This is a genomic window from Arthrobacter sp. GQ119, from assembly GCF_059759125.1.
The window spans coordinates 1-24,919 of the sequence record NZ_JCAXEA010000025.1; the positions used below are offsets into that span (position 1 = coordinate 1).

Below are 24,919 nucleotides of genomic sequence, written 5' to 3' on the forward strand. Positions count from 1 at the left end.
ATCCCGCTTACGAAGCGCTGCCGCTTCACAGAAGCCCGTCCCGCCATTGGTGGGGCGGGCTTCTGCCGTTAAGCCCTTGCAGCGAGCTCGGCTTTGGCTGCCGTCGCTCGGTGACCCTGCTGAAGAGCCCGTGGTCAGGTCAAACGCAACCAGGCGGCTCTCCGCGCGCTGGCCGATGCAGGGAGGCGCACCTGCGTCGTCTAAACTTGACCCGATGTCTACATTATTTGGAACAGACGGTGTCCGGGGCCTGGCGAACGGCCTGTTGACCGCCGAGCTCGCAATGCAGCTGGCCCAGGCCGCCGCCGTCGTGCTCGGCCATGAACGCACCACTGAAGGTGCGCGGCCGCGCGCCGTGGTGGCGAGGGACCCTCGCGCCAGCGGCGAGTTCATCGCCGCCGCCGTGGAGGCCGGCCTGTCCAGCTCCGGCATCGACGTCTACGACGCCGGAGTCCTCCCCACCCCCGCGGCGGCCTATCTCGTGGCCGACCTGAAGGCGGACTTTGGCGTGATGATCTCCGCCTCCCATAACCCCGCTCCGGACAACGGCATCAAGTTCTTCGCCCGCGGCGGCCAGAAGCTCCCCGACGAGGTGGAGGACGCCATCGAGGAGCAGATGGGCAAGGAGCCGGTCCGGCCCGTCGGCGGCGAAGTCGGGCGCATCCAGCGCTTCTCCGACGCCGAGGACCGCTACATCGTCCACCTCCTGGGAACCCTGCCGCACAACCTGCACGGCCTGAAGGTGGTCCTGGATTGCGCCCATGGCGCCGCCAGCGGCTGTTCCCCGCAGGTCTTCAAGGACGCCGGCGCTGATGTCGTGGTTATCGGCGCGGAGCCGGATGGCCTGAACATCAACGACGGCGTTGGCTCCACCCATCTGGGCCCGCTCAAGGCTGCCGTGGTGGCGCACGGCGCGGATCTGGGCATCGCCCATGACGGGGACGCCGACCGCTGCCTCGCCGTTGACCATGAAGGCAACGAAGTGGATGGCGACCAGATCATGGCCATCCTCGCAATTGCCCTTAAGAACGCCGGCAAGCTCAGAGACAACGTTCTGGTGGCCACCGTGATGAGCAACCTCGGACTGAAGATCGCGCTCCGGAACGCCGGCATTGAGATCCGCGAGACGGGCGTGGGGGACCGGTATGTTCTCGAACAGATGCGCGACGGCGGTTTCAACCTCGGCGGCGAACAGTCCGGTCACGTGATCCTCGCCGACTACGCCACTACCGGCGACGGTGTCCTGACAGGCCTGCAGTTGGCAGCCCAGGTGGCGCTCACGGGCAGGCCGCTCAAGGAGCTGGCCACGGTGATGATCAAACTCCCTCAGGTCCTCATCAACGTGAAGGACGTGGACCGCTCCCGGGTCAAGGGCGATCAGGTCCTCGCCGCAGCCGTACGGGTTGCCGAGGCGGAACTCGGCGAGACCGGCCGCGTGCTCCTCCGCCCGTCCGGCACGGAACCTGTTGTGCGCGTCATGGTGGAGGCCGGAAGCCAGGAGACCGCACAGGTCATCGCCGAGCGCCTGGCGCACGTGGTCAAATCCGAACTGGCGCTGGGCAGCGCTCCGAGCGAGCTCGTCCCGTAGGCCGAGTCCCGCCGGACGTAAGGAACAATCACAAAGCGGTCCCCTCCCTTGGGAGGCGGACCGCTTTTGTCCGTTGGGGTGCCGGTTGATCTCCAGGACGGCCCCTTGTTCCGGACGCTGATTGCCGTAGACTCGCGTGTGCCGAAGGACGGTCGATGCTCGTGGGGGGATGGACGGCAATGGTGAAACACCGACTGAAGAAGCATGACTGTACTCTTCACACCACTGATGCTGTCGAGCGTCTGGGACTCCTCGTGCCACGCATCGCGGAGGAGGCGGACACACCGGTTCGGCCGGCCGAGCTGGCCGACTGGATCTCCGTCGAGGCCGAGAACGAACCCGAGATCGCCAACCACGGCTGGACGGTGGAACTGGACGACGGGGTCGGTCTGCTCGTCCGGCCCGATCACGACGACCTGGCGGACCTGTTGGGAGAACAGGTGGGTGTCCGCTCGGTTGTCCAGCTCGATCGCGAGGTGTTCGCCGTTGCCGCGCCCCGGCTGTGCGCCGATGGACTGCGCGCAGCCGTTATGCAGGCCGTCGCCGCTGCCAACAGGAGGGCTCATGACCCGCATTCGGCGGGCCAGCCGGACACCCGAGCCGGAGACGGTGGCGCCCCGACCGAGCAAGCCGCCACGGTTCAGACAACACAGTCGGCACAGGCGGAGGAACCTCCCGAAGACGACGACCTGTGCCGCCTGGTCTCCGGCGACGCCGCGAGTAATGGGCGGAGAGTTCAAGTATGGGTCAATCGCAACGGCATCCTCATCCTGCCCGCCGGCACCATCCCGCACGGCCCCCTGGACCAGAGCGAGAACCCACACTTTCAGCGCGCCACCGTTAAGTCAGCTCGAGCTGTCCGCCTTGCAAAGCTCCATGCCGGGAAATGGATCCCCTACTCCTCCCTCAGCAAGCTCCGGCTCCGCCGGCCCGGGCTGGTGCGACGCCGGTGGACAGCTACGGTCATCGAGCGAAGTGGCGCTTCTGTCCCGTTGAGCTGGCGCGGAACCCGTCCACACGCACTGTTGTTCTGGGGGTACGTCGTCGCCCGATGCGGCCTCGGCTCGGTGGACGGGCTGCCCTAAACAGACGAGCCGGGTAAGCAGGAGGCGTTGGTCGTCGAACGGAAGTTACTCACTTAGTGGAGTCGCTGCGCAGCGCGTCCCGGATCTCGGTGAGCAGTGCGATTTGCGGGTCTTCAGCGGCTTCCTCCTTGACGTCCTGGTTGATGCCGAGCTTGCGATTGCGGCGCTCGATCATGTGGTTCATCGGCACAATAATGACGAAGTAGATGGCCGCGGCAACCAGCAGGAAGTTGACTACCGCGGTGAGGAGCACCCCGAACCGTATATCGCCGAAGGCGAGGAAGTTGTCAAAGTTGGGCTCTCCCACCAGCAGGGAGATGAGGGGCATCATGACGTTCTTAACCAATGCGTCCACGACTGCACTGAAGGCAGCGCCGATGATGACGGCTACGGCAAGGTCAATGACATTGCCCTTGAGAATGAATTTCTTGAATCCGGTAAGCATGGGAACCAAGCTATAGCAATCGCTGTAGACCTGCGCACAGCAAAACGGAACGCCGGGGAAAAAGCCTGGGACTTTTGTTTGAACTCTTCCGTTATGGGTAACCCGGCGCCGCTTCGAGCCCGAAGTACTCCTCCAGCGTGGCGATCCCGCGCTTCCGCATGTCGGCCGCTGCCTCCACGCCGATGAACCGCAGATGCCAGGACTCGTAGTAGTAGCCGGTGATGGGATGCATCATCCACGGGTACCGCACCACGAAGCCGAACCGGTGGGCGTTGGCCTTCGCCCACACCCCGGCAGGCTGCTCGGCAAAACACGGCTGGAAGCTGCAGGCCCCGCCGCCGTCGCCGAGGTCGAACGCCCAGCCGGTCTGGTGCTCGGAATACCCCGGACGCGCTGAAACAGTGTCGGCGGCCGCCTGTCCGCGCACACTGACATGGCCGTTGTACGTCGCCGCCTGAGTGGCGTACGAACGGTAGCCGCTGGCCAGCGTCATGGTCACACCGTCCGCCGCCGCGGCGGCGAACATCCGTTCCGCGGCAGCCGCCGTCGTGCGGTTCAGGAGCGCCGCCTCGCCGGATACGGCGAGGGCGACCCGCGGCTGGATGAGGTCACGCGGGACATAGTTGGCGGGCTTCAGCGGGCGCCGTTTATTGACCACCAGCCAGGGGCTGGCCGGGTCGGTCAGCGAATACTGCCTGGGCAGGCGGGCAGCAACCGACGGCGGTGCTGGCGCCGCCGTCGCGGTGGCCGACGGCGGTGCTGACGCAGAGCGCGTGGCGGGCGTCGGTGATGCTGCCGCGGTCGGAGCCACCGAGGCAGAGGCAGAACCGGAAGAGGCCCCCGGCGGGCTGGACGCGGTCGGCAGTGCCGGCGTCGTCCCCGTTGTGGCGGGGGGAGCGGGCTGCGGACTTGCCGGAGCGCAGGCAGCCAGCGCGGACAGCCCCGCACCCGCGAAGAGCAGCCGTGCGACGACGCGCCGGCTGGGCACAGAAACCGCTTTATCTGCCGGGAGCTCCGGCGTGGGGGAACAGTCGTAGCACACGTGTGCTAGACCTTCCTTAGCAGCATGCGGCGAACGGAATGGTCCGCTTCCTTGGTCAGCACAAGCTGGGCCCGCCCACGGGTGGGAAGCACGTTCTCCTCAAGGTTCGGCTCGTTGATCCGCTTCCAGATGTCGCGGGCCGTAACTTCGGCTTCCTCGTCAGAGAGCGTGGCGTAGCGGTGGAAGTACGACTCCGGCTGCGCGAAGGCCGTGGAGCGGAGCTTGCGGAACCGGTCCACGTACCATTCCTCGATGTAGGAAGTCTTGGCATCCACGTATATAGAGAAGTCGAAGAAGTCGCTCAGCGCCAGCCCCTGGCGGCCGTCATGCCGGGGCCTCGCGGGGGCCAGGACGTTCAGCCCTTCCACGATGAGAACATCCGGGCGGCGGACCACCACTTCCTTGCCGGGGACGATGTCATAGGTGACGTGGGAATACCAGGGTGCCCGGACTTCCTCTGCTCCGCCCTTGATCTCGCTCACGAACCTCAGCAGTGCCCTGCGGTCGTAGGATTCCGGGAAGCCCTTGCGTTCGAGCAGCTGCCGGCGCTTGAGCTCGGCCAGCGGGTACAGGAAGCCGTCGGTGGTGATCAGTTCGACGTTGGGGGTCCCTGGCCACCGCCGGAGCATTTCCCGCAGCACGCGGGCGATGGTGGACTTGCCCACGGCCACGGATCCTGCGACGCCGATGACAAACGGCGTCCGCTGGGTCTGTTCGCCCAGGAACGTGGTGGTGGCGGCATGCAGCTGCCCGGCGGCTTCGACGTAAAGGTGCAGCAGGCGTGACAACGGCAGGTAAACCTCCCGGACCTCATCGATGTCAAGGGGGTCGCCGAGGCCACGAAGGCGCAGCACATCCTCTTTGTTAAGGGGCTGCTCCATCTGGGCTGCGAGCCGGGACCAGGTCTGCCGGTCCAGCTCCACGAACGGCGAGACACCTTCCCCGTTCGCTTCATTGCGTTGCGAAGTCACCCTAGAGATTCTGCCCCTCGCAACGCCGAGAGCGAAATGGGGCCCGCCGCGAAGCGCCTGATGACGGGCACTTTCCTGCCGCGGCGGGCCTTCTTCCAAGCGCTTTGGAGGCCCCTGCCGCTCGCCGTGCCGGAGCTTGTCCGACGTCGGTTCTCCGCAAAGCCGGTTAGGCTTATACCCATGTGTGGAATCGTGGGTTATGTAGGGCGTACGTCTGGCCGGGCTGATGCCGGCCACGGTGCGCTGGATGTTGTTCTTGAAGGTCTGCGCCGCCTGGAGTACCGGGGGTATGACTCGGCGGGCGTGGCCGTAGTGGCTGACGGGGAGATCTCCTCCCGTAAGAAGTCCGGGAAGCTGAGCAACCTGCTCGCTGAACTGGAGGCGCGTCCGTTGCCTGAGTCGCTGACCGGCATCGGTCACACGCGCTGGGCCACGCACGGCGGTCCGACGGACCAGAACGCGCACCCGCACCTGTCCGACGGCGGGAAGCTCGCGGTGATCCACAACGGCATCATCGAAAACTTTGCCGAGCTGAAGCAGGAACTGCTGTCCAAGGGCGTGGTCTTCGAATCGGAGACGGACACCGAGGTCGCGGCCGCCCTGCTGGGGGACATCTTCCGGAACAAGCTGGGCGGCGACGTCAGCGACGGCGGTCTGACCACCGCGATGCAGCTCGCCTGCCAGCGCCTGGAAGGCGCGTTCACCCTGCTGGCCGTGCACGCGGACCAGCCCGACGTCGTCGTGGCCGCGCGCCGGAACTCGCCGCTCGTGGTGGGTCTGGGCGAGGGGGAGAACTTCCTGGGCTCGGATGTCTCCGGATTCATCGACTACACCCGCCGTGCTGTGGAGCTCGGCCAGGACCAGATCGTGACGATCACCGCTGACACGGTGGAAATCACGGACTTCTTCGGCGCCCCGGCCAAGGGCAAGGAATACCACGTTGACTGGGATCCGGCGTCCGCCGAAAAGGGCGGCTTCTCGTCCTTCATGGAGAAGGAAATCCATGACCAGCCCGACGCCGTGGCCCAGACGCTGCTGGGACGGTCCGACCTGAACGGCAAGCTGACCCTGGACGAGCTGCGCATCGACCCGCAGCTGCTGAAGAAGGTCGACAAGATCATCGTGCTGGCCTGCGGCACCGCCGCGTACGCCGGCCTGGTTGCCAAGTACGCCATCGAGAACTGGTGCCGCATCCCCACCGAGGTGGAGCTCGCCCACGAATTCCGCTACCGCGACCCCATCGTTGACTCCAACACCCTGGTGGTCTCCATCAGCCAGTCCGGCGAAACGATGGATACCCTCATGGCCGTGCGGTACGCCCGGGAACAGGGTGCCATCACGGTGTCCATCTGCAACACCAACGGGTCCACGATTCCGCGTGAATCCGACGCCGTCCTGTACACGCACGCCGGTCCGGAAATCGCGGTGGCGTCCACCAAGGCGTTCCTGGCCCAGATCACCGCCGCATACCTGCTGGGCCTGTACCTGGCACAGCTGCGCGGGAACATCTTCTCCGGCCAGATCAAGGACGTGCTCGCCGACCTGGGCAAGATCCCGGCCAAGATCCAGAAGATCCTGGACAACGCGGATGAACTGCGCGAGCTTGCCCGCAGCATGAAGGACGAGAAGTCCGTGCTGTTCCTGGGCCGCCACGTCGGCTACCCGGTGGCCCTCGAGGGGGCGCTGAAGCTGAAGGAAATCGCCTACATCCACGCCGAGGGCTTCGCCGCCGGTGAGCTCAAGCACGGCCCGATCGCGCTGATCGATGAAGGCCAGCCGGTCTTCGTCGTCGTGCCTTCGCCGCGGGGCAGGGACTCGCTGCACTCCAAGGTGGTCAGCAACATCCAGGAGATCCGCGCCCGCGGTGCCCGCACCCTGGTGATCGCCGAGGAAGGCGACGAGGCAGTCCGGGACTACGCCGAACACGTCTTCTACGTGCCGGAAACGCCCACGCTGCTCATGCCGCTGCTGACCACGGTGCCGCTGCAGATCTTCGCCTGTGAACTTGCCGCTGCCAAGGGCTACGACGTGGACCAGCCGCGCAACCTGGCCAAGAGCGTCACCGTAGAGTAAGCCCATGATTATTGGCATCGGCGTTGACGTCGTGGACATTGAGCGCTTCGGCCGCCAGCTGGAACGCACCCCAGGGCTGCGCGACAGGTTGTTCGTGCCGGCAGAGCGTGAGCTGAACACCCGCTCCCTGGCAGCACGCTTTGCCGCCAAGGAAGCAGTGGCCAAGGTCCTGGGCGCGCCCGCCGGCATGAACTGGCAGCACTGCTGGATCGGACTCGACGAGAACGGCCCCACCATCCAGGTCAAGGGGACGGTGCTGGCCGTGGCGGACGCCAAGGGCGTCAAACGCTGGCATCTGTCCATGAGCCACGATGGCGGCATCGCCACCGCGACCGTCCTGGCCGAGGGCTGACCCCCTCCGGACTCACCCATGATCAGCGCCTATACCGGAACCCAGATCAGGGAGGCTGAAAAGCCCCTTGTGGATTCCGGTATGGGCGCTGTTCTCATGCAGCGGGCAGCCTACGGCCTTGCCAACGCGGTGGTCTCAGAACTGCGGGCCCGTGGCCGGCGGCTCTACGGCGCCAGCGTTGTGGTTCTCACCGGCAAGGGCAACAACGGCGGCGACGGCCTCTTTGCGGCCGCGCACCTCGCCGGACGGGGAATGCGGACGACGGCGGTCCTCGCCGCGGACAGCGCCCACCCCGAAGCGCTGGCCGCCTTTGAGCGGGCCGGCGGCCGCCTCATCCATTTGACCGAAGCCAACGCCGGTGACCTGGCAGCGCAGGCCGGCCGGGCCGACGTCGTCATCGACGCCCTGCTGGGGACCGGCGCCCAGGGCGGACTCCGTGGCAGCGCCGCCGCCCTGGTGTCCCTGCTTGCTGACCAGCCGCCACGCCTGGCCGTCGCCTGCGATGTTCCCAGCGGACTGAACTCCGACACCGGAGAAACAGCGGGACCGGTGCTGCGTGCCGATCTCACCGTCACCTTCGGCGCCGCCAAGGCCGGGCTGCTGGCCGACCCCGGAGCAGACTTCGCCGGCGTGGTCCGGGTGGTCCCGATCGGAATCGAGAAGGGGCTTCCCTGGCCGGCGCTGCGGCGGCTGGAGGCCTCTGACCTCGCCACGCTGCTCCCGAATCCCGAGCGGCGCTCGCACAAGTACTCCCGGGGTGTCCTCGGTGTGGTGGCGGGGTCCAGCGCGTACCCGGGGGCTGCGGTGCTTGCCTGCCGCGGGGCACTCGCCGCTGGCGTGGGCATGGTGCGCTACCTCGGCCCGCCGGACGTCGCCGACCTCATCAGGCAAAGCTGCCCGGAAGTGGTGTGCAGCACCGGAACAGTCGCCGACACGCATGTCCAGGCGTGGCTCGTGGGGTCCGGGATGGACGGGTCCGACGACGAGCAGATGCAGCACGTGCGCGACGCCGCCGACTCCGGTCTGCCCACCGTCGCTGACGCGGGCGCCCTCCCGGGGCTGCCGGACGTCCTGGCGCCGCAGGTGGTCCTGACTCCGCACGCGGGAGAACTTGCCACCCTGCTGCGGCGCCTCGGGGCCGGCCTGGACCGTGAGGCCGTGGAAGCCGCGACCCTCTCGGCGGCCCGCCAGGCCGCGGGCCTGACGGAGGCCACGGTCCTGCTCAAGGGCGCCACCACCCTGGTGGCCTCGCCCTACCAGGACTTCTACAGCCAGTCCGACGGCACACCCTGGCTGGCCACCGCCGGCAGCGGTGACGTGCTGGCCGGCGTCATCGGTGCGCTGCTCGCCCAGGTGGGGCCCGACGTCGGCCGCTTCCGGGCGGCGGGCATCGATCCGGACGAGCGCTGGGCGGCCATTGCCGCCATGGCGGCGAGCCTTCACGCGCGCGCCGGAGCGGCCGCCGCGGACGGCGCGCCGCTGACCGCAGGCCGGATTGCGGACGCCTTACCCGGAATTTGGGGTAAAGTCAGCACGCTTAGTAATCAGCGGACCGGCAACCGTAATAGTCACCGCCACCCGCTACGGTAAGACCGAGCCCGCCGCGGGTGGTGCACGACACACCCGCCGGAGGCAATGTTGGACAACGTAATAGGAGCACGAATGGAAATCTGGCCCGGATCGGCGTATCCCCTTGGCGCCACCTTCAACGGAACCGGAACCAACTTCGCATTGTTCAGCGAACGGGCAGACAAGGTTGAACTGTGCCTCTTCGACGACGACGGCACAGAGACCAGAGTGGACGTCGCGGAAGTGGACGGGTATGTGTGGCACTGTTACCTGCCGCACGTGCAGCCCGGCCAGAAGTACGGCTACCGCGTCCACGGGCCCTACGACCCCTCCTCCGGAAACCGCTTCAACCCGAACAAGCTCCTCCTGGACCCGTACGCCAAGGCAGTGCACGGCCAGATCGACTGGGATCCCGCCCTCTTCTCCTACAACATGGGCGACCCCACGTCCCGGAACGACCAGGACTCCGCACCGCACATGATGATGGGCGTGGTCATCAACCCGTTCTTCGACTGGGACGGCGACCACCTCCCGCGCATCCCGTACCACCAGTCCGTCATCTACGAAGCCCACGTCAAGGGCCTCACGCAGCTCCACCCCGAGATCCCCGAGGAGCAGCGCGGCACCTACGCCGGCGTGGCACACCCCTCCGTCATCTCGCACCTGCAGAAGCTGGGCGTCACGGCGATCGAGCTCATGCCGGTGCACCAGTTCGTGAACGACGGGATCCTGGAGGACAAGGGGCTCAGCAACTATTGGGGCTACAACACCATCGGGTTCTTCGCGCCGCACAACAGCTACAGCTCCACCGGGGACACCGGGCAGCAGGTCCAGGACTTCAAGGCCATGGTCCGCACGCTGCACCGCGCAGGCATCGAAGTCATCCTTGACGTGGTGTACAACCACACGGCAGAGGGCAACCACCTCGGGCCCACCCTGTCCTTCAAGGGCATCGACAACCAGGCCTACTACCGGCTGATGGAGGGGGACCTCCAGCACTACATGGACTACACCGGCACCGGCAACTCGCTGAACGTCCGCCATCCGCACTCCCTGCAGCTGCTCATGGACTCCCTGCGCTACTGGGTGACCGAAATGCACGTGGACGGCTTCCGCTTCGACCTCGCCTCCACACTGGCCCGCGAGTTCTACGACGTCGACAAACTCTCCACCTTCTTCGAACTCATCCAGCAGGACCCGGTGGTCTCGCAGGTCAAGCTGATCGCGGAGCCGTGGGATGTCGGACCCGGCGGCTACCAGGTGGGCAACTTCCCGCCGCAGTGGACGGAATGGAACGGAAAGTACCGCGACACCGTCCGTGACTTCTGGCGCGGCGAGCCGGCAACGCTGGGCGAGTTCGCCTCGCGCATCACGGGCTCCGCAGACCTCTATGAGCACTCCGGCCGCCGGCCCGTGGCCTCCATCAACTTCGTCACGGCCCACGACGGCTTCACGCTGGCAGACCTGGTGTCCTACAACGAGAAGCACAACCACGCCAACGGCGAAGGCAACAACGACGGCGAATCCCACAACCGCTCCTGGAACTGCGGGGCCGAAGGCCCCACCGACGACGCCAAGGTCCTCGCCCTCCGCGCCCGGCAGCAGCGGAACTTCATCGGCTCGCTTCTGCTCTCCCAGGGCGTGCCCATGCTGCTCCACGGCGACGAACTGGGCCGGACGCAGCAGGGCAACAACAACGGCTACTGCCAGGACTCGGAACTGACCTGGATCAACTGGGACAACGTTGACCAGCCCCTGATCGAGTTCACGGCCGCCGTCAACTCACTGCGGGCCAAACACCCCACGTTCAGACGCAGCCGCTTCTTCGACGGCAGGCCCGTCCGCCGGGGCGAAGGCGAACGGCTGCCGGACATCGTCTGGCTGGACCCCGACGGCTCCGTCATGCAGCCGGAGGACTGGGACAGCGGCTTCGGCCGTTCAGTCGGTGTCTTCCTCAACGGTGACGGCATCCAGGGCAAGGACAGCCGCGGGCGGCGCATTCAGGACGTCAACTTTGTGCTGTACTTCAATGCGCACGACGGCGACGTCGAGTTCAGGCTGCCGCCGGACGAGTACGCCCCGGCCTGGGACATCATCATCGACACCGCCGGGGAAGGCGCGGACTCCGGGCCGGTGGCCGCCGGCAAAGGGCTGACCGTCGCGGCGAAGTCACTCGTGGTGCTGCGTGCCCACAGCGCTCCGGAGGAGGAGCCCGACCACTCCGTGGCCGCCTCGCTGGCGGCGCTGACGCACTCGGCAACCGCAGAGACGGCTGCGCTCACAGCCCCCGCCACGCCGGAGCCGCGTACAACAAAGAAAGCGGCGCCGAAGATCGTCCCGGAGCCAGGCCCGGAGCCAGCGGAGGAACCAGCAGAGCAGCCGGTTGAGCAGCCGGCGGAAGAACCGGCGGAAGAACCGGCAGAGAAGCCGGCACAGAAACTGGCGGAGAAGCCGCTGGAAAAACGCGCCGGACATCATTCCGGAAAGCACTCAGGGAATAGTGCCGGGAAGCGCACTGGGAAACCGAAGGCAGGCAGGCAGGCAGGGGAGGACGCATGAGGACGCCCGTCTCCACCTACCGCCTCCAGATCAGGCAGGGGTTCACCCTTTTTGACGCCGCCGAAACCGTGCCATACCTGCACTCACTGGGCGTCGACTGGATCTACCTGTCGCCGGTGCTCAAAGCCGAGAGCGGTTCAGACCACGGCTATGACGTCACGGATCCGTCCGTGGTGGACCCGGAGCGCGGCGGTCCCGAGGGCCTGGCGGCCGTGTCCCGGGCGGCCCGTGCTGCCGGCATGGGCGTCCTGATCGACATCGTGCCCAACCATGTGGGCGTGGCCACGCCGGCCCAGAATCCGTGGTGGTGGTCGCTGCTCAAAGAGGGCCGCGGGTCCCCCTACGCGGAGGCGTTCGACGTCGACTGGGACCTTGCCGGCGGCCGCATCCGGATTCCGGTGCTGGGCAGTGACGACGACCTCGACCAGCTCGAGGTCAAGGACGGTGAACTGCGGTACTACGACCACCGCTTCCCGCTGGCCGAGGGCAGCTACACCGAGGGTGATTCCCCCCGGGATGTGCACGCCAGGCAGCATTATGAACTCATGGGCTGGCGCCGTGCGGACAACGAGCTGAACTACCGCCGCTTCTTCGCCGTGAACTCGCTGGCCGGTGTCCGCGTCGAGCTGCCGTCCGTCTTCGATATGGCCCACGGGGAAGTCGTGCGCTGGTTCCGCGAAGGACTTGCGGACGGACTGCGGATCGACCACCCGGACGGCCTCGCTGACCCGGAGGGCTACCTGAAGCGGCTCCGGGAGGCAACCGGCGGCGCCTACCTGCTGGTCGAAAAGATCCTTGAGGCAGGGGAGCAGCTGCCCGCCAGCTTCGAATGCGAAGGGACCACCGGCTACGACGCCCTGGCCGACGTCGACCGCGTGTTTGTCGATCCGCAGGGACGCGACGTGCTGGACCGGATCGACGCCCGGCTGCGCGGCGGCGAACCTGCCGACTACCACGAGATGATCCGCGGAACCAAGCGCCGGATCACGGACGGCATTCTTCGCTCCGAGATCCTGCGGCTCGCGCGGCTGGCCCCGGACGGTTCGGGCGTTTCCGCGGAGGCGGCAGCCGATGCGATCGCTGAAATCATCGCGGCGTTCCCCGTCTACCGCACCTACCTGCCTACGGGCGGGGAAGTCCTGAAGGAAGCCTGCGAGCTCGCTGCACGGTGGCGTCCTGAGCTGGACCAGGCCATCCGGATTCTGCACCCGCTGCTGCAGGACACGGATCTTGAACTCTCCCGCAGGTTCCAGCAGACCTCTGGCATGGTCATGGCCAAAGGCGTGGAGGACACCGCGTTCTTCCGCTACAACAGGCTCGGCACGCTCACGGAAGTAGGCGCGGACCCCACGGAGTTCTCGCTCGACGCCCAGGAATTCCACCGCCGGATGTCCCGCCGCCAGGCGGAGCTGCCGCTCTCCATGACCACGCTCAGCACCCACGACACGAAGCGTAGCGAGGACACCCGGGCACGGATTTCGGTCATCCCGGAGGTGGCGGCCGACTGGGAGAAGGCCCTTGACAGGCTCAACGCCCTGGCGCCGCTGCCTGACGGACCGCTGTCCGTCCTGCTGTGGCAGGCCATTGCCGGCGTGTGGCCGGCGGACAGGGAACGCCTCCGGTCCTACGCACTCAAGGCGGCCCGCGAGGCCAGCAACTCCACCACCTGGACCGATCCCGATCGAGCCTTCGAGGAGAAGCTGACGGCTGCCGTCGACGCCGCGTTCGACAATCCGGAGGTCCGCTCCGAACTGGAGGCCCTCGTGGACCTCCTGGCACCCTACGGCGCCTCGAACTCGCTCTCGGCGAAGCTGGTGCAGCTGACTATGCCCGGCGTGCCCGATGTGTATCAGGGCACCGAGTTCTGGGACCGCTCTCTGACCGACCCGGACAACCGCCGCCCGTTCAGCTTCCCGGACCGGATACGCGCCCTGGAACAGCTGGACGCCGGCGAACGGCCGGAGTCCTTCACCGACGAGCGGGCCAAGCTGCTGGTGACCTCCCGGGCCCTGCGGCTGCGCCGGGACCGGCCGGAGCTGTTCGCCGGGTACCGCCCGGTGCAGGCCAGCGGCCCCGCGGCCGCGCACCTGCTGGGCTTCGACCGCGGAGCCGGGGGAGCGCCGGGCGCGGTGACCCTGGCGACCCGGCTGCCCCGCGGACTGGAACAGTCGGGCGGCTGGCGGGACACCGCCGTCGAGCTTGAGACCGCCATGAAAGATGAACTGACCGGTACGGGCTTCGGCCCCGGGCCGGCGGCGCTATCGGAGATCTTCCGGGCCTACCCGGTGGCGCTGCTGGTTCCTGAGACAGGAGAAAAGTCATGACGCAGCAGAATTACGCGGCCAAGCCCGTCCACGGGCCGCAGCGGTTCGACATCTGGGCACCCAATGCAGGCTCTGTGACGCTGCTGGCCGGCGGGGAGCGCTACCCGATGACCGGCCGGACCGGCACCGGGCCGGAGGACGACGGCTGGTGGACGGCCGCGGAGGCACCCGCAACCGGTGAGGCCGACTACGGATACCTGCTCGACGGCGACGAAACGCCGCTGCCCGATCCCCGGACCCGGCGCCAGCCGCAAGGCGTCCACGCCCTGTCCCGCACGTTCGATCCCGGAACCTACCAGTGGCAGGACACGGGGTGGCAGGGCAGGGCGCTCCAGGGGGCCGTGATCTACGAGCTCCACCTCGGAACCTTCACGTCGGAGGGGACACTCGACGCCGCAGCCTCAAAGCTGGACTATCTGGCCGGGCTGGGAATCGACTACGTGGAACTGCTGCCCGTCAATGCCTTCAACGGAACGCACAACTGGGGCTACGACGGCGTGCAGTGGTTCGCCGTCCACGAGGGCTACGGCGGGCCGGCCGCGTACCAGCGGTTCGTGGACGCCGCCCACGCCGCCGGCATCGGCGTCATCCAGGACGTGGTCTACAACCACCTCGGGCCGAGCGGAAATTACCTCCCCAGGTTCGGGCCGTACCTCAAGCACGGCGAGGGCAACACCTGGGGCGAATCCGTCAACCTCGACGGGCCTGGCTCGGACCACGTGCGCCGGTACATCCTCGACAACGTCGCGATGTGGCTGCGCGACTACCGGGTGGACGGCCTCCGCCTGGACGCCGTCCACGCGCTGAAGGACGAGCGTGCCGTCCACATCCTGGAGGACTTCGGCGCCCTGGCCGACGAGATCTCGGCTGAGGTGGGCCGTCCGCTGACCCTGATCGCAGAGTCGGACCTCAACAACCCGCGCCTGCTGTACCCCCGGAATGTCAACGGTTACGGCCTGGCCGGGCAGTGGAGCGACGACTTCCACCATGCCGTCCATGTCAACGTCAGCGGGGAAACCACGGGCTACTACGGCGACTTCGCTTCGCTGGGCGCCCTCGCCAAGGTGCTGCGGGACGGGTTCTTCCACGACGGCAGCTACTCCAGCTTCCGCGAACGCCGCCATGGCCGCCCGATCAACTTCAGCGCCGTCCATCCGGCGGCACTGGTGGTCTGCTCGCAGAACCATGACCAGATCGGCAACAGGGCCACCGGGGACCGGCTCTCCCAGTCGTTGCCGTACGGCAGCCTGGCCCTCGCGGCCGTGCTGACCCTGACCGGCCCGTTCACGCCCATGCTGTTCATGGGTGAGGAATACGGTGCCACGACGCCCTGGCAATTCTTCACATCCCATCCCGAGCCCGAGCTTGGCAAAGCCACCGCGGAAGGCCGGATCAAAGAGTTCGAACGCATGGGGTGGGATCCCGCCGTCGTGCCCGATCCGCAGGATCCGGAAACGTTCACGCGCTCCAAACTGGACTGGGCGGAAGCTTCCACGGGTGACCACGCCCGGCTGCTGGAGCTGTACCGGGCGCTCATCCGGCTGCGGCGTTCCACGCCGGACCTCACCGCCCTGGGCTTCGAGGACACCGACGCGGAGTTCGACGACGAGCCCCGGTGGCTGCGCTTCCGCCGCGGCGGCGTGCAGGTGCTGCTGAACTTCGCCGAACACTCCGTCACCCTCGACAGGGCGGGCACCGAGCTGCTCCTGGCCACCGATGATGCCGTCCGCATCGAGGGGGGCAAGGTGGAACTGCCGGGGCTGAGCGCGGCGGTCCTCGGAGACTGACCTTCTGCCCTCCCGGCTGCTGTGTGGGCCGGTGCCCGTCACCCTGACCGGATGATGGACACCGGCCCCAGCGCGTCTGTGTGGCTGGCAGGATGGAGCGTATGACTTATTTGGCTGCAGACCACCGCTACGAAACCATGCCATACCGCCGTGTCGGACGCAGCGGCCTTAAGCTGCCGGCCATCTCCCTCGGCCTCTGGCACAACTTCGGCGACGACAAGCGCTTCGACGAACAGCGCGCCATCCTGCGCCGTGCCTTCGACCTGGGCGTAACCCACTTCGACCTCGCCAACAACTACGGCCCTCCGGCCGGATCGGCAGAGACCAACTTCGGCCGGCACCTGCGCGAGGATTTCAAGCCGTACCGCGATGAACTGGTCATTGCCACCAAGGCCGGCTACCACATGTGGCCCGGCCCGTACGGCGAGTGGGGCTCCCGCAAGTACCTGCTGTCCAGCCTGGACCAGTCCCTGCAGCGCATGGGACTGGACTACGTGGACATCTTCTACAGCCACCGCCCCGACCCCGAGACGCCCCTTGAGGAAACCATGGGCGCGCTGGACCAGGCAGTGCGCTCCGGTAAGGCCCTCTATGCCGGCATCTCCTCCTACACTCCCGAGCAGACGCTGGAGGCGGCCCGGATCCTCAAGGAACTCGGCACCCCGCTGCTCATCCACCAGCCCAGCTACTCCATGCTGAACCGCTGGACCGAGGACGGCAGCCCCAACCTGTACGAGGCGCTTGACCAGGTGGGCGCCGGGTCCATTGCCTTCTCGCCGCTGGCCCAGGGCATGCTGACCGACCGCTACCTCCACGGCATCCCTGCCGATTCCCGTGCGGCCAAGGACCGGTTCCTCTCCGAATCGAGCATTAGCCACGACAAGCTGGAGCGCGTCCGCGGGCTGAACGGGATCGCCGCCGGCAGGGGCCAGTCCCTCGCGCAGATGGCCATCGCCTGGATCCTCCGGGACCAGCCCAAGGGATCCCCGGTGACCTCAGCCCTGATCGGCGCGTCCAGCGTGGCCCAGCTCGAAAACACCCTCGGAGCCATCAACAACCTGGAGTTCGACGCCGAGGAGCTGGCCGCCATCGACGAATTCGCCGTCGAATCGGACATCAACCTCTGGGCACAGAGGGTGTGAGTAACGGCGCTCGGTAATGAAGCGGTCGGAGCGGCCGGGAATAACAGCGGCTCCGGCGCTGTTTAGTTACACTGATAAGCGCGCCGCGTGGCGCCGTGTCCGTCAGACGCCGTCGTACAACCAGGTACAGATGCGCAGGGCACGTGAAGTTTTGTTCTCAAAGGAGTTCCGTGTCTTCAAATCCGATTCGTGTTGCAATCGTCGGGGTGGGTAACTGCGCCGCTTCGCTGGTCCAGGGTGTCCAGTATTACCGGGATGCGGACCCGCAGGCTACGATCCCGGGTCTGATGCACGTGGAGTTTGGCAAGTACCACGTCAATGATGTCCAGTTTGTGGCCGCGTTCGATGTGGATGGCAAGAAGGTCGGTGTGGACCTGGCCGATGCGATCCTGGCCAGCGAAAACAACACCATCAAGATCGCGGACGTGCCGCCCACGGGTGTGACGGTGCAGCGCGGGCACACGCTGGACGGGCTGGGCCGGTATTACCTGGAGACGATCGAGCAGTCCACGAAGGATCCGGTGGACGTGGTCCAGGCCCTGAAGGACGCCCGGGCTGATGTGATGGTCTGTTACCTGCCGGTCGGGTCCCAGGAGGCGGCGGAGTTTTACGCCCAGTGCGCGATCGATGCCGGGGTGGCGTTCGTGAATGCGTTGCCGGTGTTCATTGCGGGCACGAAGGAGTGGGCTGACAGGTTCACGGCGGCGGGTGTGCCGATCGTGGGTGATGACATTAAGAGCCAGATTGGTGCCACGATCACGCACCGTGTGATGGCGAAGCTGTTCGAGGACCGTGGTGTGACGCTGGACCGCACGTACCAGCTGAATGTCGGTGGGAACATGGACTTTAAGAACATGCTCGAGCGTGACCGGCTGGAGTCCAAGAAGATCTCCAAGACCCAGGCCGTGACCTCCAACGTCGAGGGTGAGCTCGCCGCGAAGGATGTGCACATTGGCCCGTCCGATTATGTGCAGTGGCTTGATGACCGCAAGTGGGCCTTCGTGCGTTTGGAGGGCCGGAACTTTGGTGACGCGCCGGTGTCGCTGGAGTACAAGCTGGAGGTCTGGGACTCGCCGAACTCGGCCGGTGTGATCATCGATGCGATCCGTGCGGCGAAGATCGGCCTGGACCGCGGCATCGGCGGGCCGCTGCTGTCCGCGTCGAGCTACTTCATGAAGTCCCCGCCGGAGCAGTTCAACGACGATCTCGCCAGGGAGAAGGTTGAGGCCTTCATCCGCGGCGACATCGAGCGCTAACCCCCTTCCGACCCTTCCTCACTTCCTGAAGGGTTTGGTCCCGACGCTCCCTCACCTCACGGGTGGGGGAGCGTCGTGCTTTCGGCGTCCTTCCTGTAGCGCCCAATGGCGTGGCTCGCCTGCGCCAAGGCAAGAAGTTTGAGCACCAGCTGACTATGCAGGTGCATGCCGACGGCGGCCGTCAGGATCAGCTCGTTCGTGTCCTCCGGCGCCGCGGTCGCATTGATGTCCCGGTCGGCGATCGAGTCCAGCGCCTTGCTGTAGGCATCCAAGAGTTCGGTGGTCACCGGCACGCCGAGGCTTTCCATCTGCGAGACATGCGCGTCCAGTGCCGCTCTGGCGTCGCTGGGCGCGTCCGGCCAGTTTCGCAGGCGTACGACGGCGTCACCCGCCCGGGTGTGGATGTCACCGTGCCCGGTGCTCACCGGGGTAAGCCCCAGTAACAGTACCGTTCGCTGCACCGCAGCAAGAAGCTCAAGGCGGGGCGCGCCGTCGTCGGCCAGTTTCACCAGCGTTCGGATCTGATCGATGTTGAGCCCCACCACTGCCCGCAGGGCCTGGATCAGTCTTAGGCGGCTGACATGGCGAGAGGAGTACCTGGCCCGCGTGGCGTGAACCGACTCGCCGGCGGGCAGCAGTCCCTCGCGGAGATAGAACTTAATGCTCGCCGCGGAAACCCCGGAGCGCTCGCTTAGCTCTTTAAGCTGCACCCTGCCTCCCCGTCCTGCCGGTTGGATAGCAAAACCAGCGCCCACTATCTTGATGTACAAGCGTTGGATAGTGCTCCTATCCTAAAGCTATGGAGTCCTGGAACGCACTGCTTGCAAGTCACGTGATCGCCGCGCTTTTTGTGCTTGCGATCGGGCCGCTGCAAATATTCCGGCGGCGCCGCGACCGGATCCACCGCAGCATGGGATACCTCTGGGTTGCTGCCATGTACTACGTCTGTGCCAGCAGCTTCTGGATCGTCACCGAGGGACACTTCACCTGGCTGCACGGGCTGTCCGCCTTCACTCTGGTAACGGTCACCCTTGGACTGGTCAGCGCCATCCGTGGCAACATCCCTGCCCACCTCGGGAACATGGTGGGCAGCTATGTGGGCATTGCCGTGGCGTTTGTCTTCGCCGTCGCGGTGCCCGGCCGGACCATTCCCCGCCTCCTGGCCGACGACGCGCCCACCGCCCTTTACGTTGCCGCCGTCGTTGTCCTTACCGTCGCCGTCATCTTCGCCTCCCTGAAGCTCGGCGGCCGGTCCGGTTCTCTGGCGAGGAAGCGGGGGAACCCGGTGGGGCCGGCGGCCGGTCCGGGCCTGGATCAGCCCGGCCGGGATGCTCCCTCAGTTTTGGCTGGCTGACAGGTGACGCTCCCTCAGTTTTGGCTGGCTGACAGGTGACGCTCTTTCAGTTTTGACTGGCTGACAGGTGACGCTCCCTCAGTTTTGGCTGGCTGACAAGCGACGCTCCCTCAGATCGCGTCGGCAAAACCTGCCGCCTGGGGATGGTCCATCCAGGCGGTGCGCAGTGCTCGTTTGATCTTTCCGATAGCCAGCTGGAAACCGTCCGCCAGATCGTCCTTGCCAAAAATCAGGACAGTCCACCCGGCGGTTTCGAAGGCTTTGTCACGCCGTCGGTCGCTGAATGCCTGGGCATCGAGAAGGTGATGGCCGCCGTCGTACTGAATGGCCAGGCGCCGCTGCCTGTAGCCGAGATCCGCCGTGGGGGACATAGAGTCGTGGATTCTTAAGGCCACCTGGAGATCCGGTTCCGGGAGGCCTGCGTCGGTCATGGCCAGCCGCAGCAGCGTCTCGGGGGCGGAATCGGCTCCAACGCGCATCATGTCCAGTGCTTGCCTGGCGCGCACAACGCCCTGCAGATTCGGATGACGGTCCACAAGGGAGCGCAATCCCGCAATCGTTGCGAATGGCTCGGTGCGGTCCTCGAACTGCACCCGGGGAGTCCGGATCAGTTGGTCACCCATGCAGACCAGTTCGCTGACTGACAGGCGCCTAGCCATATCCAGCCACGTCCGGGATCGGGTGCTGATGCGGATGCCATCCACGAATTCGATCTCCTCCTCCCAGGCCAGAACCGAATGACCGCAGACCCCCTTACGCCGCACTTCGGGCAGAGCCCGCGGCTTGCTCAAATGAAGTTCCGTAGAGTCGGACAGCCAGGCAGGCAAAATCTGGCAGCGGATGCGCGCCGCCGTGACGTGGGAGATCCAAGCGCCTGGGGACACTGCAGACAATGCCCGCGCCGCGGCCTCAAGGTCGAAGTCCCAGTCCGCCGGCCGGTACAGTCCGCGGCCCACGTGGGCGACGTCGGCCCGGCGCAGTCGGCTTGTCGAAACGCCGGATGCTCTCGCTGTCTCCCATGTGAACGGACCCGACAGGAGGGTCTCCGGCAGATGATTGCGCATTTGCATACCCGCATTGTGACCCGAATTGCGCCGGTCCCGCAGAAGTTATCCACAGGCAATGGGAGGCCGGCGGGGAGCGAGGGAGGGTTTGGGATGGGGCGGCGGGAGGTGAGGGAGCGTCGGGGATGGGGCGGCGGGAGGTGAGGGAGCGTCGGGGATGGGACGGGAGGAAGTGAGGGAGGGTTTGGGAAGGGGCGGCGGGGAGTGAGGGAGTGTCAGAAGAGGCCCACCGGGTTGCCGTCGTCGTCCACGTCCATCCGCATGGCGGCCGGAACGGCCGGCAGGCCCGGCATGGTCATCACGGCACCGGTCAGGGCCACGATGAAGCCGGCGCCGGTCTTGGGGATGAGGTCGCGCACATGGATGGTGAAGCCCTTCGGTGCGCCCAGCCGCGAGGCATCGTCCGTGAACGAGTACTGGGTCTTGGCCATGCAGACCGGCAGCCCCGCCCAGCCGTTCTTCTCAATGTCCGCAAGCCGCTTCAACGCCGGCACGGAGAAGTCCGCGCCGTCCGCGCCGTAGATTTCCTGCACAATCGTCCGGATCTTCTCTTCCAAAGACAGCTCCAGCGGATACAGGTGCCGGAACGAGCCGGGCCCGGCCACCGCCGCCGCAACCTTGGCCGCCAGGTCATCCCCGCCGTCGCCCCCGCCGCCGCGTCCCCAGACATCCGCCACCGCGGCCTGGATGCCTTCGCCGGCGCACCAGTCGAGGAGCCAGTCGAGCTCCGCCTGCGTGTCGGTGGCGAACCTGTTGATCGCCACCACGGGGGTGACGCCGAACTTCTCAACATTCCGGACATGCCGGCGCAGGTTGGCCACACCCGCCGCCAGGGCATCCACGTTCGGCTCCTTGAGCTGGTCCTTGGCAATCCCGCCGTGCATCTTGAGGGCCCGCACCGTGGCCACCACCACCACGGCGGAGGGCGCCACGTCCGCTACCCGGGCCTTGATATCCATAAACTTCTCGGCGCCCAGATCCGCGCCGAAACCCGCCTCCGTCACCACAATGTCAGCAAGCCGGCGTGCGGTCTGCGTGGCTATGAGCGAGTTGCAGCCGTGGGCGATATTGGCGAACGGGCCGCCATGGACCAGCGCCGGAGTCCCCGCGATAGTCTGCACCAGGTTGGGCCTGATGGCGTCCTTCAGCAGCAGGGTCAGTGCCCCCTGTACGCCCAGGTCCGCCACTGTGACAGGGCTTCGGTCATAGGTGTACCCAAAGGTGATGCGGCCCAGCCGATCACGCAGATCTGCCACATCCGCGGCGAGGCAGAACACCGCCATGATCTCCGAAGCCACGGTGATGTCGAAGCCGTCCTGGCGCGGGATGCCCTGGGTCGGACCGCCAAGCCCGATCACCACTTCCCGGAGGGCGCGGTCATTCATGTCCAGCACCCGCTTGAACGTCATGCGGCGAGGGTCGATGTTCAGCTCGTTGCCCTGGTAGATGTGGTTGTCCACCAGCGCCATCAGCGCGTTATTGGCGGACGTCACGGCGTGGAAGTCGCCGGTGAAGTGCAGGTTGATCTCGTCCATGGGCACCACCTGGGAATATCCGCCGCCCGTGGCCCCGCCCTTCATGCCCAGGATCGGGCCGAGCGACGGCTCCCGCAACGCGATCATCACCTTGTGGCCGGCCTTTGCCAACGAATCGGCCAGCCCTACCGTCGTGGTGGATTTTCCTTCGCCCGCCGGCGTGGGGGACATCGCCGAGACCAGAACCACTTTCCCCGACGGTGCCCCGGCGGAGAGCTTCGCCGGATCGATCTTTGCCTTGTGGCGGCCGTAGAGTTCCACTGCCCCGGCATCGATACCGGCGGCGGCCGCAATCTCCTCGATGGGCCGCAGCACGGCGTTACGGGCTATCTCGAGATCGCTCAAGGTGCTGTCAGACATCGTCGTCCTTCATCGTTGGGGTCAAACCGGGGCGTACCGGCTGCACTCAGCCGGTGAGCCGCGGGGCATAGCCGGCAGGAACCGTGCGGCCCGCCGAAAATTCTTCGGCTGCGGCATGGTAGCTTTCCAGCGTAATGGTCGCCGTGCGATGCCATCCGGAGCTCTGCGCATGGACGGACGCTGCGCGGCCCATGTCCTCCCTCGTGGCGGGATCGTCGTAGAGGGCCTCGAGGGCGTCGGCCCAGTCGGCGGCGCGGTGGCCGTCGACGAGCAGGCCTGTGCGGCTGTCAAAGACGGCGCGGGAGAGGCCGCCCACCCTGGTGGCCACCACCGGCGTGCCGCAGGCCTGGGCCTCCAATGCCACGAGACCGAAGGATTCGCTGTACGAGGGCATCACCACAACGTCCGCCGCGCGGAACCATGCCGCAAGCTCGGCCGGGGCAACCGGCGGACGGTGCGTGACGACGTCGTCCAATCCGGCGGAGGTGACCAGCGACTTCAGGTTGAAGTCTTTGGCGCCGCTCAGGGCGCCCAGAATGGTCAGCTTCAGGTCGATGTCCGGACGGCGCTCGCGGAGCAGCGCCGCCGCCTTCACCAGGATCTGCGGACCCTTGAGGCGCTGGATCCGGCCGGCAAATACCAGATGGAACGTGCCGGGCCGGATGCCCCGCTCGGAGCGCGCGCGGCTGCGGAAGGCGGGCGTGAAGACCGAGAGGTCGACGCCGGGGGGAGCGACGTCGATGTGGTCGAAGTCCGCGTTGTAGTGGGACACGAGTTCGGCGGCTTCGGCCGTGGTGTTGGCGATGAGCCTCGTCGCCCCGTCCACGATGTGGTGCTCGCCCACTTCGCGCCGGCGCGGCTCGGGCTTTTCGCCGGACTGCAGCAGGAGGTTCTTGACCTTGGCCATGGTGTGCATGGTGTGCACCAGCGGCACATTCCACAGCCCGGACAGTTCCAGGCCGGCCACCCCGGACACCCAGTAATGGGAATGAATGATGTCGTAGCGGCCGTGGGGCTGGCGCTCGCGGATCCGCTCGATTTCGGCCACCATGCTGTGGAGCAGTTCCGGCAGTTCCTCCTTGGGCAGCTTCCGCGGTGGACCGGCGAAGACGTTGTGGACGCAGACTCCGGGGTCCGGATGTTCGACGGCGGGCTGTCGGGCGTCCGTGGACCGGGTGAAGATCTCCACTTCCACGCCGATTTCGGCGAGGGCGGAGGCCAGGCCCCGGATGTAGACGTTCATGCCGCCGGCATCACCGGAACCGGGCTGCTCCATCGGAGAGGTGTGCAGGGACAGGAAGGCCACACGCTTGACCAGGGTCATGGCTCTCCTCTCGGTCTACGGGAACGCATCCTTCCCGGTGCCACAGCGGCGCCCAACCGGGAACTGCATCCGGTAAAACACTACTCCTCAAGGTGGAGCTGCACCCGATGAGACGGGCGCCCTGAGGCGGCGGGGCCCCGAGCAAAGCCCCGCCGCAACAGCTCATGAGCCCAGGTGGCCCCGCACGGCAGCCTGCACGGCGTCGCGCATCGGAGTGGAGGGCCGGCCGATGAGCCGGCTGAGGTCCCCGCTGGTCACGAGCAGGTCGCCCCGGGCGATGCCGAGATCGCTGTCCGCCAGAATGGCCGCGTAGTTTTCCGGCAGGCCGGCGTCCACCAGCACCTGCGTGTACTGCTCCGCAGGCAGGTCCTGGTACTTCACGGGCCGGCCGGCGGCCGCGCTGACTTCGCCGGCCAGCTCACTCAGGGTGAACGGCACGTCGCCCCCGAGTTCGTAGACCTTTCCTTCCTGGCCCTCGCTGAGCAGCACGGCCGCGGCGGCCTGGGCGTAATCAGCCCGGGCAGCGGCACTGACACGGCCGTCACGGGCGCTGCCGAGCACGGCTCCATGCTGGAGCTGAACGGAGACATGATCCGTGTAATTCTCCAGATACCAGCCGTTGCGGAGCAAAACGAAGGGGAGTCCGGAATCGCGGAGCGCGTCTTCCGTGGCCTGATGTTCCGCGGCCAGCTGCATCGCGGTGCTGTCGGCGTTGGCGACGCTGGTGTAGGCGATCAGGCCGACGCCGGCCTCTTTAGCCGCGCCGATCGCGTTCCGGTGCTGGGGGAGACGCTGGCCAACTTCACTCCCGGACACCAGCAGGACCTTCTCGGCGCCCGTAAAGGCCTCGCGGAGGGAACCGGCGTCGTCATAGTCGATCCGGCGGACCTGGACGCCGCGCTCGGCGAGATCGGCGATCTTACTGAGATCACGGCCGCCCGCGACGATCTGCCCGGCGGGAACATTACGGCTGAGGAGTGCTTCGACGACGAGGCGGCCGAGCTGGCCGGTGGCGCCGGTGATGACGAAGGTCATGGTGGTCCTTTCACGGTGGATGACTGTCACCTGTGCCAACCGGACCAGATGCCA

General features: G+C 66.8%; 19 protein-coding genes. 11 read left to right on the forward strand and 8 right to left on the reverse strand.

Going from position 1 to position 24,919, the window contains the following annotated elements:
• Positions 1–214 precede the first annotated feature (214 nt).
• Both glmM and AC6CH3_RS19575 read left to right on the forward strand, forming a co-directional pair.
• On the forward strand, positions 215–1,588 hold the full coding sequence (glmM, locus tag AC6CH3_RS19570; RefSeq protein WP_498134007.1) for a phosphoglucosamine mutase: 1,374 nt from the start codon (positions 215–217) through the stop codon (positions 1,586–1,588).
• A gap of 179 nt (positions 1,589–1,767) precedes the next feature.
• Positions 1,768–2,673: a hypothetical protein gene (locus AC6CH3_RS19575; protein WP_498134008.1), complete on the forward strand. Its 906-nt coding sequence runs from the start codon at positions 1,768–1,770 to the stop codon at positions 2,671–2,673.
• A gap of 49 nt (positions 2,674–2,722) precedes the next feature.
• Here AC6CH3_RS19575 and mscL read toward each other — a convergent pair whose 3' ends face one another.
• The 3 genes from mscL to coaA all read right to left on the reverse strand — a co-directional run bounded on the left by mscL (position 2,723) and on the right by coaA (position 5,131).
• On the reverse strand, positions 2,723–3,118 hold the full coding sequence (gene mscL, locus AC6CH3_RS19580) for a large conductance mechanosensitive channel protein MscL (protein WP_498134009.1): 396 nt from the start codon (positions 3,116–3,118) through the stop codon (positions 2,723–2,725).
• A 91-nt stretch (positions 3,119–3,209) separates the two neighbouring features.
• A complete protein-coding gene (locus AC6CH3_RS19585) occupies positions 3,210–4,160 on the reverse strand; it encodes a M15 family metallopeptidase (protein WP_498134010.1) in 951 nt (316 codons plus the stop codon).
• Positions 4,161–4,165: 5 nt separating this feature from the next.
• Positions 4,166–5,131: a type I pantothenate kinase gene (gene coaA, locus AC6CH3_RS19590; protein WP_498134011.1), complete on the reverse strand. Its 966-nt coding sequence runs from the start codon at positions 5,129–5,131 to the stop codon at positions 4,166–4,168.
• Positions 5,132–5,311: 180 nt separating this feature from the next.
• Between coaA and glmS the strand changes: the two genes are divergently transcribed.
• From glmS to AC6CH3_RS19630, 8 genes are all read left to right on the forward strand, one after another.
• Positions 5,312–7,204 (forward strand): glutamine--fructose-6-phosphate transaminase (isomerizing), encoded by a 1,893-nt coding sequence (gene glmS, locus AC6CH3_RS19595; RefSeq protein ID WP_498134012.1) that lies wholly within the window; start codon positions 5,312–5,314, stop codon positions 7,202–7,204.
• A gap of 4 nt (positions 7,205–7,208) precedes the next feature.
• Positions 7,209–7,556, forward strand: a complete 348-nt coding sequence (locus AC6CH3_RS19600) for a holo-ACP synthase (protein WP_400580217.1) — start codon at positions 7,209–7,211, stop codon at positions 7,554–7,556.
• 18 nt (positions 7,557–7,574) lie between these two features.
• Entirely contained in the window at positions 7,575–9,146 is a 1,572-nt protein-coding gene (locus AC6CH3_RS19605) for an NAD(P)H-hydrate epimerase (RefSeq protein WP_498134013.1), read from the forward strand.
• A 72-nt stretch (positions 9,147–9,218) separates the two neighbouring features.
• On the forward strand, positions 9,219–11,684 hold the full coding sequence (gene glgX / locus AC6CH3_RS19610) for a glycogen debranching protein GlgX (RefSeq protein ID WP_498134014.1): 2,466 nt from the start codon (positions 9,219–9,221) through the stop codon (positions 11,682–11,684).
• Positions 11,681–14,008: a malto-oligosyltrehalose synthase gene (gene treY, locus AC6CH3_RS19615; RefSeq protein ID WP_498134015.1), complete on the forward strand. Its 2,328-nt coding sequence runs from the start codon at positions 11,681–11,683 to the stop codon at positions 14,006–14,008. Before glgX ends, treY begins: the two co-directional genes overlap by 4 nt.
• Positions 14,005–15,795 carry a malto-oligosyltrehalose trehalohydrolase gene (gene treZ, locus AC6CH3_RS19620; RefSeq protein ID WP_498134016.1) on the forward strand — a complete coding sequence of 597 codons (1,791 nt, stop codon included), beginning with the start codon at positions 14,005–14,007 and terminating at the stop codon, positions 15,793–15,795. Before treY ends, treZ begins: the two co-directional genes overlap by 4 nt.
• Positions 15,796–15,896: 101 nt before the next feature.
• Positions 15,897–16,937: an L-glyceraldehyde 3-phosphate reductase gene (gene mgrA, locus AC6CH3_RS19625; RefSeq protein WP_498134017.1), complete on the forward strand. Its 1,041-nt coding sequence runs from the start codon at positions 15,897–15,899 to the stop codon at positions 16,935–16,937.
• 170 nt (positions 16,938–17,107) lie between these two features.
• On the forward strand, positions 17,108–18,193 hold the full coding sequence (locus tag AC6CH3_RS19630) for an inositol-3-phosphate synthase (RefSeq protein WP_498134018.1): 1,086 nt from the start codon (positions 17,108–17,110) through the stop codon (positions 18,191–18,193).
• 56 nt (positions 18,194–18,249) lie between these two features.
• Here AC6CH3_RS19630 and AC6CH3_RS19635 read toward each other — a convergent pair whose 3' ends face one another.
• A complete protein-coding gene (locus tag AC6CH3_RS19635; protein ID WP_498134019.1) occupies positions 18,250–18,903 on the reverse strand; it encodes a MerR family transcriptional regulator in 654 nt (217 codons plus the stop codon).
• An 89-nt stretch (positions 18,904–18,992) separates the two neighbouring features.
• On the opposite strand from AC6CH3_RS19635, the gene AC6CH3_RS19640 reads away from it, so the two are divergent.
• Positions 18,993–19,547 carry a DUF2306 domain-containing protein gene (locus AC6CH3_RS19640; RefSeq protein WP_498134020.1) on the forward strand — a complete coding sequence of 185 codons (555 nt, stop codon included), beginning with the start codon at positions 18,993–18,995 and terminating at the stop codon, positions 19,545–19,547.
• A gap of 110 nt (positions 19,548–19,657) precedes the next feature.
• Here AC6CH3_RS19640 and AC6CH3_RS19645 read toward each other — a convergent pair whose 3' ends face one another.
• The 4 genes from AC6CH3_RS19645 to AC6CH3_RS19660 form a co-directional block, all read right to left on the reverse strand.
• Positions 19,658–20,617 carry a DUF559 domain-containing protein gene (locus tag AC6CH3_RS19645; protein ID WP_498134021.1) on the reverse strand — a complete coding sequence of 320 codons (960 nt, stop codon included), beginning with the start codon at positions 20,615–20,617 and terminating at the stop codon, positions 19,658–19,660.
• A gap of 209 nt (positions 20,618–20,826) precedes the next feature.
• Positions 20,827–22,506 (reverse strand): formate--tetrahydrofolate ligase, encoded by a 1,680-nt coding sequence (locus AC6CH3_RS19650; protein ID WP_498134022.1) that lies wholly within the window; start codon positions 22,504–22,506, stop codon positions 20,827–20,829.
• Between the two features lie 46 nt (positions 22,507–22,552).
• On the reverse strand, positions 22,553–23,830 hold the full coding sequence (mshA, locus tag AC6CH3_RS19655) for a D-inositol-3-phosphate glycosyltransferase (RefSeq protein WP_498134023.1): 1,278 nt from the start codon (positions 23,828–23,830) through the stop codon (positions 22,553–22,555).
• A gap of 162 nt (positions 23,831–23,992) precedes the next feature.
• Complete coding sequence (locus AC6CH3_RS19660) at positions 23,993–24,865, reverse strand: SDR family oxidoreductase (RefSeq protein ID WP_498134024.1); 873 nt, start codon at positions 24,863–24,865, stop codon at positions 23,993–23,995.
• Positions 24,866–24,919 lie beyond the last annotated feature (54 nt).

Coding starts and splice junctions, on each gene's coding strand:
- glgX (WP_498134014.1), top strand. CDS start 9,219: ATGGAAATCTGGCCCGGATCGGCGTATCCCCTTGGCGCCACCTTCAAC.
- AC6CH3_RS19645 (WP_498134021.1), bottom strand. CDS start 20,617: ATGCAAATGCGCAATCATCTGCCGGAGACCCTCCTGTCGGGTCCGTTC.
- AC6CH3_RS19640 (WP_498134020.1), top strand. CDS start 18,993: ATGGAGTCCTGGAACGCACTGCTTGCAAGTCACGTGATCGCCGCGCTT.
- mgrA (WP_498134017.1), top strand. CDS start 15,897: ATGACTTATTTGGCTGCAGACCACCGCTACGAAACCATGCCATACCGC.
- mscL (WP_498134009.1), bottom strand. CDS start 3,118: ATGCTTACCGGATTCAAGAAATTCATTCTCAAGGGCAATGTCATTGAC.
- AC6CH3_RS19660 (WP_498134024.1), bottom strand. CDS start 24,865: ATGACCTTCGTCATCACCGGCGCCACCGGCCAGCTCGGCCGCCTCGTC.
- AC6CH3_RS19575 (WP_498134008.1), top strand. CDS start 1,768: ATGGTGAAACACCGACTGAAGAAGCATGACTGTACTCTTCACACCACT.
- treY (WP_498134015.1), top strand. CDS start 11,681: ATGAGGACGCCCGTCTCCACCTACCGCCTCCAGATCAGGCAGGGGTTC.
- AC6CH3_RS19600 (WP_400580217.1), top strand. CDS start 7,209: ATGATTATTGGCATCGGCGTTGACGTCGTGGACATTGAGCGCTTCGGC.
- treZ (WP_498134016.1), top strand. CDS start 14,005: ATGACGCAGCAGAATTACGCGGCCAAGCCCGTCCACGGGCCGCAGCGG.
- AC6CH3_RS19650 (WP_498134022.1), bottom strand. CDS start 22,506: ATGTCTGACAGCACCTTGAGCGATCTCGAGATAGCCCGTAACGCCGTG.
- mshA (WP_498134023.1), bottom strand. CDS start 23,830: ATGACCCTGGTCAAGCGTGTGGCCTTCCTGTCCCTGCACACCTCTCCG.
- glmM (WP_498134007.1), top strand. CDS start 215: ATGTCTACATTATTTGGAACAGACGGTGTCCGGGGCCTGGCGAACGGC.
- glmS (WP_498134012.1), top strand. CDS start 5,312: ATGTGTGGAATCGTGGGTTATGTAGGGCGTACGTCTGGCCGGGCTGAT.
- AC6CH3_RS19605 (WP_498134013.1), top strand. CDS start 7,575: ATGATCAGCGCCTATACCGGAACCCAGATCAGGGAGGCTGAAAAGCCC.